The sequence below is a fragment of the Citricoccus sp. genome, assembly GCF_032154715.1.
In the GTDB taxonomy this organism is placed as follows: Bacteria; Actinomycetota; Actinomycetes; order Actinomycetales; family Micrococcaceae; genus Citricoccus.
On the sequence record NZ_JALDXU010000109.1, the window covers coordinates 1 to 10,792 of the forward strand.

At 69.0% G+C, this 10,792-nt stretch carries 13 protein-coding genes; 6 read left to right on the top strand and 7 right to left on the bottom strand.

Annotation, left to right across the window (positions count from 1 at the left end; all coding sequences use genetic code 11):
- Positions 1-39: 39 nt before the first annotated feature.
- Entirely contained in the window at positions 40-765 is a 726-nt protein-coding gene (locus RUH65_RS13900) for a CHRD domain-containing protein (protein WP_313818178.1), read from the bottom strand.
- 233 nt (positions 766-998) lie between these two features.
- Between RUH65_RS13900 and RUH65_RS13905 the strand changes: the two genes are divergently transcribed.
- Both RUH65_RS13905 and RUH65_RS13910 read left to right on the top strand, forming a co-directional pair.
- Entirely contained in the window at positions 999-1,598 is a 600-nt protein-coding gene (locus RUH65_RS13905) for a sigma-70 family RNA polymerase sigma factor (RefSeq protein WP_313818179.1), read from the top strand.
- 1 nt (position 1,599) lies between these two features.
- Positions 1,600-2,391 carry a hypothetical protein gene (locus RUH65_RS13910; RefSeq protein WP_313818180.1) on the top strand — a complete coding sequence of 264 codons (792 nt, stop codon included), beginning with the start codon at positions 1,600-1,602 and terminating at the stop codon, positions 2,389-2,391.
- Between the two features lie 61 nt (positions 2,392-2,452).
- On the opposite strand, the gene RUH65_RS13915 is transcribed toward RUH65_RS13910, so the two are convergent.
- The 4 genes from RUH65_RS13915 to RUH65_RS13930 all read right to left on the bottom strand — a co-directional run bounded on the left by RUH65_RS13915 (position 2,453) and on the right by RUH65_RS13930 (position 6,285).
- A complete protein-coding gene (locus RUH65_RS13915) occupies positions 2,453-3,505 on the bottom strand; it encodes a quercetin 2,3-dioxygenase (RefSeq protein ID WP_313818182.1) in 1,053 nt (350 codons plus the stop codon).
- Complete coding sequence (locus RUH65_RS13920) at positions 3,502-4,506, bottom strand: alpha/beta hydrolase (protein ID WP_313818183.1); 1,005 nt, start codon at positions 4,504-4,506, stop codon at positions 3,502-3,504. Before RUH65_RS13920 ends, RUH65_RS13915 begins: the two co-directional genes overlap by 4 nt.
- Before the next feature lie 84 nt (positions 4,507-4,590).
- On the bottom strand, positions 4,591-5,502 hold the full coding sequence (locus RUH65_RS13925; protein ID WP_313818185.1) for a LysR substrate-binding domain-containing protein: 912 nt from the start codon (positions 5,500-5,502) through the stop codon (positions 4,591-4,593).
- Positions 5,503-5,532: 30 nt separating this feature from the next.
- Entirely contained in the window at positions 5,533-6,285 is a 753-nt protein-coding gene (locus RUH65_RS13930) for an OBAP family protein (RefSeq protein ID WP_313818186.1), read from the bottom strand.
- A gap of 160 nt (positions 6,286-6,445) precedes the next feature.
- Between RUH65_RS13930 and RUH65_RS13935 the strand changes: the two genes are divergently transcribed.
- From RUH65_RS13935 to RUH65_RS13945, 3 genes are all read left to right on the top strand, one after another.
- Positions 6,446-7,057, top strand: a complete 612-nt coding sequence (locus tag RUH65_RS13935; RefSeq protein WP_313818187.1) for a CGNR zinc finger domain-containing protein — start codon at positions 6,446-6,448, stop codon at positions 7,055-7,057.
- Positions 7,058-7,183: 126 nt separating this feature from the next.
- Positions 7,184-8,248, top strand: coding sequence for an LLM class flavin-dependent oxidoreductase (locus RUH65_RS13940; protein ID WP_313818188.1), 1,065 nt, complete (start codon positions 7,184-7,186; stop codon positions 8,246-8,248).
- Between the two features lie 32 nt (positions 8,249-8,280).
- Positions 8,281-8,418: a hypothetical protein gene (locus RUH65_RS13945; RefSeq protein WP_313818189.1), complete on the top strand. Its 138-nt coding sequence runs from the start codon at positions 8,281-8,283 to the stop codon at positions 8,416-8,418.
- 93 nt (positions 8,419-8,511) lie between these two features.
- On the opposite strand, the gene RUH65_RS13950 is transcribed toward RUH65_RS13945, so the two are convergent.
- Complete coding sequence (locus tag RUH65_RS13950) at positions 8,512-9,108, bottom strand: TetR/AcrR family transcriptional regulator (RefSeq protein WP_313818190.1); 597 nt, start codon at positions 9,106-9,108, stop codon at positions 8,512-8,514.
- Between the two features lie 118 nt (positions 9,109-9,226).
- Between RUH65_RS13950 and RUH65_RS13955 the strand changes: the two genes are divergently transcribed.
- On the top strand, positions 9,227-10,369 hold the full coding sequence (locus RUH65_RS13955) for an NADH:flavin oxidoreductase (RefSeq protein ID WP_313818191.1): 1,143 nt from the start codon (positions 9,227-9,229) through the stop codon (positions 10,367-10,369).
- A 78-nt stretch (positions 10,370-10,447) separates the two neighbouring features.
- Here the strand turns inward: RUH65_RS13955 and RUH65_RS13960 are convergent, their stop codons facing one another.
- Positions 10,448-10,726, bottom strand: a complete 279-nt coding sequence (locus RUH65_RS13960; protein WP_313818192.1) for a hypothetical protein — start codon at positions 10,724-10,726, stop codon at positions 10,448-10,450.
- Positions 10,727-10,792: the final 66 nt, after the last annotated feature.

Here is a 10,792-nt window from a genome sequence, read left to right on the forward strand (position 1 = left end):
GCTGAGGGGCGGGCTGCGCCGGGCTTGCAGGAGTGATGGTCATCCGCGGACGTGCGAGAGCCGGCGATGGCGCTGGGCGAGGAATCCGGCACCGCCGGCTGCCGCCAGGGCGCCGACCCCGATCACGGGCAGCAGAGCCGATGAATCGTTGTTGGCGGTGCCACCGCCACCGGTCTCCAGGCCGCCGACGGGGACCTCGGTCAGCTGGCCCCGGACTGCCCCGGGCACGAAGTTCTCCGTGTGCGTGTCGGCACTGAAGCCGGCCGGGTCGGCCTCGATCTGGGCCAGGGAGAATCCCTCGCCCGTGTCCACGTCATCGTCATCGGTGAGTCCCGTGGTGAAGGGGCCCTGCAGGCAGCCCGAGCTGGTGCGGGGGCCATCGCCGACCGGCTCCGGATTCGGGAAGGCCAGGCGGGGAGGTCCGGACTCGCCCGCGGCGGCCTCATGGACGTGGGTCGCCGTGGCCGCCGGGCTCTCGTAGTCGCCGGTGATCCCGTTCACGGTGATGTCGTAGCAGATGATCTCCAGGTCCGAGTTGATGCGGAAGGTGAACTCACCGGTGGCGCCCGGCTCGCCCGGGGCCTCCATGCCCTCGGAGTCCACCACCTGGTCCGGGGTGGCCATGCTGGTGAAGGCGCTGGTGAAGGAGTCGGGTTCGTCGACCTCGGTGTTCGCGTGGGCGGGAGCGGCCGTGACGAGCAGGGCGAGGGTGCCGGCGGCGATGCCGCCGAGGGTCAAGATGCGGTGGTGACGATGTGCGGACATGACGAGACCTCTCGTGGGTGGAGACCCAACTGGGTGCCGGGTCATAGAGGTATACGCCGGAAGGGTCCGAGACGTTCATCGTCCGCGCAGATTGTTTTCGGCCGTTTCCTTGATCGGGGCCGCCGGCGAGCGGGATCCCTCGCCCGCCGCCATCGGCAGGGCCAGTCACGAGCACTGCGCGTGGATATGATGAGGACCACTGCGGGACCGCAGGCACCGTACCGACCGGGAGCGTGATCACTCTGGGCAAGACTTCCGGTGCCTCTGACGCCCCGGCCGCTCAGGCCGATCAGTTCGATCGCGGCGTATCCCTCGGGGAGGCCGCTCCGCCATCGCCGCCGCGCGACACCGCGTTCGACGTCACCGAGGCCTATGACCACCACGGTGGGCAGCTGTTCGGGTTCGCCCTGAACGCCCTCCGGGACCGTGGTGCCGCCGAGGATTGCGTGCAGGAGACCTTCGTGCGCGCATGGCGCTTCCGCCACCGCTACGACGCCAACCGGGCCAGTACCCGCACCTGGTTGTTCTCGATCGCGCGGAACGTGATCGCCGACGCCCAGCGGGTCCACCGGCGGGGGCCACAGGTCGCGGAGACGGAGGATGTCACGGACCGAGCCGTGCGGGACCCGGACCCCGCGGACCGGCTGGGGCTGATGGAGGCCCTGGCCACTTTGAGCCGAGAGCAGCGGCAAGTGGTGGTGGCCATCCATCTCATCGGGATGACCTACGCTGAACTGTCTGCCACCGTCGGCGTGCCGGTTCCCACCTTGAGGACCCGAGCCTTCTACGGTCTCCGGGCACTTCGAAGCTACCTCGATGGGAGGATCGACTGACATGGCGACTACCTCTGACGACCGGCGCGCTGAACTCATGGCCGCCGCGCTCGCCGACGACCTCTCCTCGGCAGAGCGTCTCGAGTTCGAGCGGATGGCGGAAGCAGATCCGGCCGTCCGTCATGAACTGGCAGAGATGAGTGCCCTGACGGACTCACTCACCCGCGGAGTGCCCGATTGGCTGGAAGGCGAGCCGTTACCCTCCCTACGGGACCGTGTGGCCGGCCTGGCTGCAGGTGGCGGCGAACAGCCGGTGGAGGCCGCATCCCACCCGGCGATGGACGTCACTGCGCACCCCACAGCGAACCGCCGCCCGCGTTCGGTCTCGAGGTCCCGGCCCCGCGCCACCGCACCCCGGACCCGCCGCCGGCTCCAGCTGATGCTCGGCGGTGCCGCCTGCGTGGTGGCCGGAGCGGCGATCGCGGCCGCGGTCAACGGGATCGTGACGGCCCCACCCTCCGGGCCGCCCGGCACCCTGGGTGCGGTCGAGGAGGTGGACTTCCGGGCGGAACCGCCAGAGGTGCGGATCGAGGGATCGCTGGTGGCGCATACCTGGGGCACGGAGACAGTGATGGAAATCGATGGCCTGCCCGCAGAGGAGCTCTACTCGCTCGTGCTCCTCGCGGAGAACGGCACGGAGTTCGACTCAGGCACCTTCTTCGGCAGTGATGTGAGAATCGAATGCCGCATGAATGCGGCCGTCATGCGGCAGGACGTGGTCCGGGTCGAGATCCGAGACGCCGACGGCGAGGTCGTCTCCGCTGCCGACCTGCCCCAGGCCGTCGACGCCTGAGCCCCGCCGGGACATTCCTCAGACCAGCATGTGGCCTGGCGGAGAAGACCCCGCAGATGCTTCAGATGCCCGTGGCGCGGACACGCTCCGGGGGGCCGCCCACGACGACCAGGTCGAGCTCTGGGTGGCCGCTGATGCCGCCCATGACCACAGACGGGTCGATCAGTCCCTCGGTGTACACGGGATCATCGGTGGCCACTCCGGTGACATCGAAGAACGGCTCGAAGACGTCAGAGGTCAACAGACCCAGCATCCGCGTGTTGTGGGCGGCGATAGCGAAGCTGTGCACGGTCCCGGCCGGGGCGTGCAGGAAGTCGCCCGCGGTGAGCAGCAACTCCCGGCCATTGACCCACAGCCAGATCCGCCCGGACAGGCACAGGAAGTTCTCAGTGTGCTGGCGGTGGAAGTGACGGATGATGTAGGGCTGCGGTGCGGCGAGGGTCTGCACCGCGAAGTAACGCCCTCCGGTGGTGCGGCCTCGGGCGGCATAGGCGTTGATGGTATCCGGCCAGCCACGGCGGTCCCCGGTGTGGGAGCGCAGGAAATACCCCTCCTGCCCGGCAGGCAGAGAGTCGTCCCAGGCGTCCGAGGCGCCCACTCGGGCCATCTCGTGGACCAGGGCTCCGCTCGGCAGGAACGGCTCGGAGGAGCCAGCGCCGCCAGGAGTGTAGACGTGCCGCTCGACGGCGGGCTGGGACTCCGTGAGAGCATCCAGGGCGCCGGAGGTGGCCGAGAAGAACAGGAACCTGGTCATGTGGCTGAGCATCCGGTAGGCGACCGGCGTGCCCTCCGGTACGTGGATCGAGTCGCCGGGCACCAACACCCGGGACTGTCCGGGCAGCCAGAACTGCGCGCTGCCCTCGATGACGAAGTAGGAGCGCTGGTGGGCGGCCAGGCTGTGGAATGGCGTCTCGGCCCCGCGCGGACCCGTGACGTAGGCAGCGTCGAAAAGTCCGCCGGTGTCCTGGCCGCGGGCGATGACCGTCCAGAGTTGCCCGTCGGCCTCGTAGCGCAGTCCCTCACCCGAGGCCAGGTAGTAGGGCACCGGTTCGCCGGGCAGGGCGTTGATGACAGGGGCCATGCCGTGGATGGTTTCGAGGTCGATGGCGGTCATAGGGACTCTCCTGTGGTGGTGTGGGTGGTGTGAGCGGTCTCGGCGGCGGCGTCATGGCTGAGGTGGCGGCGAAAGAAGGACTCGATGTCGGCGAAGCCGAAGGTCGTCTCCTCGGCCGGCGTCGTGCTCTGCGAGGTGCGCCGCACGGCGCGGGCCGCTCCCTCGGTTTGGAGGCGTCCGTCATCCATCACCCGGGCGAGTTCGACATCGAGACGTCCGGGCGGATTGAGGAAGCCGTGCCGGTAGCCCTCGAGCAGGTAGAGCTCGCTGTGCACGCCCGCGGCGGTCAGTGCCTCGTGCAGTCGTTCGCTCTGCCGGTGATGGACCAGGACGTCGCCCGTCCCGTGCGAGATCTGGAACGGCGGCGCGGAGTCGCTCACCCAGGTCAGCGGGTTGGCCGCACGGGCGAGTTCGGGGAGCTCGGCGGGATGTCCACCGAGCAGCCGGGCTTCGGGCGAGGTCGCCGCGTCGCTGCCGGGCAGGGAGGGCCCGGCCTCGGCCACCACTGCTGCCAGATCGACGGGGGCATAGGATTCCGCGACCGCCTGCACGGAGGCGTCGCCGGCCGAATCCTCACCGGGCAGCTGCGCCACCTGACCCGTGAGCCCGGCCAAGACGGCCAGATGCCCCCCGGCGGAGGCGCCCCACACACCCACCGCCCGCGGGTCGAGACCGTACTGCCGAGCACCGGCGCGGAGGAAGCGGATCGCCGCGCGGACGTCGTGCACCTGGGCGGGGAACACCGCCTGCCCGGACAGTCGATACTCGATGCTTGCCACGGCACAGCCGGTGGTGAGGACATGGCGGGACAGGTCCGGGGCCAGGGTCCGGTCGCCCGTGAACCAGCCGCCGCCGTGCAACCAGAGCACCACGGGCACGGGGGAGCCGGTGCCGGAGGGACGGTACAGGTCCAGGACCAGCTCGCCGGTGTCCCGCTCGGCGAACACGATATCGGCGTCAACCCGGACGGCTTCGGCGGAAGAGGGAAAGGGAGAGGGCATGCCATCCATGATGTGAGCTGGGCCATGGCATGGCCAGCTGGATGTTCCGCAGAACCGTTCGGTCAGTCCGAATGATGACCAGATTCAGAGATGGGCCAGCTCGGCGGCGAGCCGGGCAAAACGCCCCAACGGGGCCGGGCGCCCGCCCGGGCGCAGGTACAGGTGGGTGGTGGCCGCCGGCGCATCCACGATGGGAATGAACCGCAGACCGGGGCGGGCATAGCTGGAGGCCGCCGACTGCCCGGCGACGTTCACCCCCAGCCCGGCCCCACAGAACTCGAGGACCTCTTCGAAGTTGCGCGCTATCGGCATCAGATGCGGGGTGGTGCCGGCGGTGGCCTCCAGGGCCGCGAACCACCGACGGGAGACCGTCTCGTCCCGGACCGCCACAAAGCGTTCTCCGGCCAACTGGTCCAGAAGTACCGAATCGTGGTCAGCGAGGCGATGCTGTTCGGACACGACGAGCACGCAGGACTCCTCCCATAATGGAAGAGACTCGAGCTCCGGCATCGGGTCCTCCCCGAGTTCGGCCACGAAGGCACAGTCGACCTCGCCCTCGGCCAGGGCCTCGTAGCAACCCGTAAACCCGAGCTGCCGGATCTCCCACTGCACCCCGGGCATCCGTTGGGCCGCGGCCGCCATGATGGTCCTGAATCCGGGGCTGGAAACCATCAGCCCCACCCGCAGGCGTTCCTCGCCTGCCAGTTCCGCACCCCACGTGAGAACGTCCTCCATGGCCGACACCGCCGACTGGGCCAGTGGCACCAGAGCACGACCCTGCTGTGTCAGCTCAACACTGCGGGAGGAGCGGAGGAACAGCCGATGCGACAATCGCCGCTCCAGGGAAGTGACCTGCTCGCTCAGAGAGGACGGGCTGAGGTGGAGTCGCGCGGCGGCCCGGCCGAAATGCAGCTCCTGGGCCACGGCCAGGAAGCACCTGAGATGGTGGATGGTGAGGTCCATGTGTCCGCCGTTCATGGAAAGTTGCGTCTCCATGACTATTCCACCGTTGCGACCAAGGTTCCGCTATCGCTTGAGGTCCATCTCCTCCAGGCGGGTCTGCACGGTCCGGCCGCTTTCCCAAGCGTTGGCGCCGGGGGCGACCTCCGGCGTCGGGATATCCGCGCGGCCCGCGCGCCGGTGCGGCGTGGAGAGGCCGAGCCGACGGTCCCGGCTTCGGACGAGCTCCTCATCGGCCTGCCCGTCCTCCGTGAGCCCCATCATCAGCTGCGGAATGCCGTACGGGAAGTCGTCACGGTCGTACTGCCAGGTGTGGAACGTCTTGCCGTACGTGGTCACCAGGTCGGTGAAGTACGCGTGCTCGGCCAGTTCCGGGACACCGGGGGCCACGAGGACGCCGGACTTCACCTCGTAGTGGTGGCTGTGCCAGAGCCGCTTCTCCTCCTCCGGCAGGCTGAGAAAGCGTTCCTCGGTGGTGATGTACTCGATGCCGATCAGGCGGGCATCGGGAGCGTTCCGGTCGAAGATCACGCACTGATGGAGGTCATGGCGCAAGTGGATGCAGAAGTGTGAGGCCTCCACCTGACGGCCCATCTCATCGGCATACATGTGCAGGCCGTTGAGGTAGGTGCTCATCGCCTCCAGCGGGTACTTCGGCTGGAGGAGGCCGGAGGCCAGGTCCAGCGCGCGATGTTTCAGGGGGTGGCCCTGACCGACCTTGGCGGCGGTGGCCACCTTGCGGCCGACGGCGGCACTCACGGCCACCCCGAGTCCGGCGGCGAAGCCGAGCCCCATGGATTTCAGAGGAGTAGGTCCCATGCGGCCACGGTAGTGACCGAGACGCCGGAGCGCACGGGTTGGGCGATGGCCAGGAGCGGTGGCTGCGGGAGCGGGGGAGTCAGACGGAATCGCGACGCTGCACGGGCGCTACAGTGAACCAGAGTTCCTCACGGTTGAGGGCGGGAGATACCATGAGTACATGGAGCAATCGACTCGCACCCCAGCCCTCCCGCCGTTGCCTCCCGCCCCCGGAGGCCAGACCCACCCGTCCGTGGAGTTGGCCAACAGTGTCGTCGTCGTCCCCGGTGCTGAGCCGGTGGACTCGCTCGCGACGCCGGCCGAGGCGACGCGCTGGCTGGTGGAGCATGACCTGGCGCCGGCGGGCGTGGAGCTGCAGCAGTACTGCTCCGCCCTGCTGATGGACCTGCGCCACCACGTCAGGAGTCTGTTCGGGGCGGTCGGGGACGGCACGGAGCCGCCGGCGGTGGCCTTGCGTGCGGTCAATGACGCCCTGGTGCGCACGCCGACGGCGGCCCTGCTCGGCTGGGATCCCCAGGCTGGCTGGCAGCGGGTGGCACCTCATCCGACGACCCAGATCGTCGAGCATGCCCTGGCCTCCCTGGCCGTCGATGTGGCCGAGCTGGTCACCGGTCCAGAGGCTGATCGTCTCGCCGCGTGCGAGGCCGCGCCCTGCAATCGGTTCTTCGTGCGCACCCACGCGCGACGGCGCTGGTGCTCCACCCGGTGCGGGGACCGCGTGCGTGCCGCCCGGGCGTATGCCCGGCGGTCGGGGGCGCCGACGCCGGCCTGACGACGTCCGCGCGAACCTCACGGTCCTGACTGGACTCACGGCACAAGTTGCCTGCATCCGTGAACAGCGGGTACGGTGAACGTCACGCCAACAGGCACAGTTATCCGTGAGAAAGACGAGGGTCCCATGACTCGGACTCAACCATCCGGCACCGCCCCGTTCTTGCTGTCCGTCCTGGACAACGCCCACACGGGCGTCGGCGAGACGGCCCAGCAGGCGTTCCAGGGCATCATCGACCTGGCGCAGTTGGCTGATCGTCGAGGGCTGCATCGCTTCTGGATGTCCGAGCACCACGCCATGCCGTCCGCCACGGCCTCATCCCCGCAACTGATGATCTCCCGACTGACCGGCGAGACGGCGCGGATCCGCCTGGGTGCTGGTGGCGTCATGCTGCCCAATCATGCACCCTTGGTGATCGCCGAGCAGTTCGGCATGCTCGAGACCCTCGCCCCCGGCCGGATCGATCTGGGATTGGGGCGAGCCCCCGGCACCGACGGCATGACCGCGGCGGCGCTGCGCCGGCATCAGGGTGCCAATGACGAGTTCCCCCAGCAGATCCTCGAACTAGTCGGCTTCCTGCAGGACGACTTCCCGGCCGAGCACCCGTACCGCCACATCCACGCCGTGCCGGGCCCCTGGTCCGCAGACCTGAACCGCGTGTCTCGGCCCTCCATCCCGGATGTCTGGATACTGGGATCCTCGCCCTACTCGGCCCAGCTGGCCGGGCGGCTGGGGCGCCCCTATGCTTTCGCGCTGCAGTTCGGCAGCAATGAGGCCGAGTACGCGATGGACCTGTACCGCCAGAACTTCCGCCCCTCCGAGGTTCTGGACGAGCCGTACACCCTGGTCAGTGTGGGAGCGGTGGCTGACGACGATCCGGTCGAAGCGCGCCGGCAGTCCTCCTCCGGGGCCATGGCCATGCTCAAGATGTTCAAGCGGGAGTCCTACCACCTGCTGCCGCCGGAAGAGGTGGAGGCCTATCCGGCCACGCACCAAGAGCGGGCCATCCTGGATGAGTGGACGGACAAAACAATGCACGGCACGTCCGCCACGGTGGCTGCGGGGTTGGAGCGACTCCAACAGGGCACGGGTGCTGACGAAATCATGCTGGTCGTCGGGGGACACTCCCGCGGGGTGCAGGCCCGCACCGTGGAGCTGATCGCCGACCACTACGGGCTGCCGTCGGCCTGAACGGGGGCGTGCAAACCCGCAGCTGACGGGACATGATGGAGCCATGGCTGCCCATCGGTGAGGATGAGCAGGCCGGCTACGGCGTCCGCCAGAACTTCAACAGCGTGAAGGCCAAGCGGCTGGAGACCTGGGAGGGCGAGGGCGGACCCGCCTACGAAGACGACATCTGAACACCCGGCCACGCCGAACGAACGAGTCGTGGACGACGTGAGCGTGATCCGAGAGCGCTGAGCTGCTGACGTCGTCTGGGGGCTGGCCTGGGGCTAGCGCCAGAGCGTGGACAGGGCGTCGGCCGCGGCGTGCAGATCTTCGGCGGGCGACTCATCATGGGTCTGCGTGGCCAGCGCGAGGATGAATCCGTGGATCAGACGGGCCAGGGCGTCGCTCGTGACAGCCGCGGCCGGAACGCCCTCATCGAAGGCGCGCTTCGTGAGCGCTGCGATGGCGTCGTAGTCGCGTGCGCGTTGGTCCGCCACGATGCGGCCGGGCTCGGTCCCGCGGTCCTGGGGGCCGACGGTGGCGGCGAGGGCCACCAGGCATCCTCGGGGGTGGGAGTCGTCGAACTGCTCGTCGATCGAACGGTGCAGAAGCTGTGTGAGAGCTTCGCCGGCGGGGACGGCATGGCTGGCGGAGATGGTGCTGACCACGCTCCCGGGCCGGGAGACATAGTGCTCGATGACGCGTCCGAACAGCCGTTCCTTGGAACCGAAGGCGTGATAGAGGCTCGCTGAGGACAGGCCCATGGCCTCCCGGAGCTGGCTCATCGAGGTGCCCTCGTACCCCTGGCGCCAGAAGAGCTGCATCGCCTCTTCCAGTGCCGCCTGTTCCTCAAAGAGCCTTGGACGCCCCACCACTCGCATCAGCTCCCGCCTGCTTCATCAACCATGACAGTTTGACACGGCGAGTCGCCGCAGTAAAACTGGATCAGTCGATCCACTATACGAATCGCGTGGATCCGGTCGAAACGAGAGGACTGCCATGAGTGAGACGCCTGTCAGCGGATCCATGCTGACCGAGCCCTATGGACTACGGGGTCTTGATCTGCCCAACCGTGCCGTCCTGGCCCCGATGACGCGGATCAGCGCGCACGGGGACGGCCGGGCGACGGAGAAGATGCGGGACTACTACCAATCCTTCGCCGAGGGCGGCTTCGGTCTGCTCGTGACGGAGGGGATCTACCCGGACACCGCCTACAGCCAGGGGTATCTGAACCAGCCCGGCCTGGCAACCTCCGCCCACGTGGACTCCTGGCTCCCCGTCACTGCGGCCGTCCACCAGCACGGCGGCTCGATCATCGCGCAACTGATGCATGCCGGCCCGCAAGGCCAGGGCAATCCCCATGCCTCGGGACTGCGTTCCGCCTCGGCGGTCCGTGCCCGCGGGGAGCAAGCCGGCATGTACCGGGGCAGCGGCCCGTACGAGGTGCCGGGGGCCCTGAGCGCGGAGGAGATCTGCGAGGTGACCGCGTCCTTCGCGGCGGCTGCCGTGCGGGCCAGGGAAGCCGGCTTCGACGGGGTGGAGATCCACGGCGCCAACGGCTACCTCGTGGACGCGTTTCTGACGGACTACCTCAACGAACGGACGGACGGCTACGGCGGATCGCCACTCGCCCGGACCCGGCTGGCACGGGAGATCATCGAGGCCGTCCGCGCCGCCGTCGGGAACGACTTCGTGGTGGGGATCCGCATCTCGCAGGGCAAGGTCAGCGACGCCACCCACCGGTGGTCCGGGGGAGTGGCGGAGGCCGAGACGATCTTCGGCGCCCTCGCCGGTGCCTCCGTGGACTACCTCCACACCACCGAGTGGAAGGCCAACGCGCCCGCGTTCCCGGACGAGGATGCGCGCTCGCTGTCCCAGTTGGCCCGCGAGTTCGCTCCGGGGCTGACCCTCATCGCCAACGGCCATTTGGACACCGGTGCCGAGGCGGCACAGAGCCTCGGTGAGGGCGGTGCGGACCTGGTCGCCATCGGCAAGGCTGCCCTCGCCCAGCACGATTGGCCGCAGCGGGTGCAGCAGGGCCACCAGCTACTCGAACCCCTGGCTCCGAGCGCCTTCGGGGAACTGGCGACCCTCCAGGACTGGGAACTGCGGGTGTCCGAACCGGCTCATGCCAGCCGATAGACCACAGGCCGGCCGGTGGACGAGGTTCATCGCCCACCAGCCGGCCCGTGCCGACTTGGAGGGGAGGTGTCAGCCGGATCAGGTGAGCAGAAGCTCGACGACGGCCGTCGGCGATTCCTGCTTCGTCCAGTCCGCGCCCGAGGCCTCCAGCGACTCGAGCAGGTGCTCCACATCCGCGAACACGTCCTGGCGGCCGGTCCGGCGTCGAAGGGCCCAGCCGTCACCCATCAGCATGAGCGAACAGCCGGGAGCCAGCCCGCGGCGCAGCTCCTCCAGCGCCTGGCGCTTGAGTCCGAGCCGGTTGAGGGTGGCCGTGGTGGGTGACACCGTGGTGGCACCGGGGCATGCTCCGCACATGGTGACTCCCTACGGCATCACGTCGCCGCTGTTGGGCCCGAGCGTCTGGCCCACGTAGATGTCCCC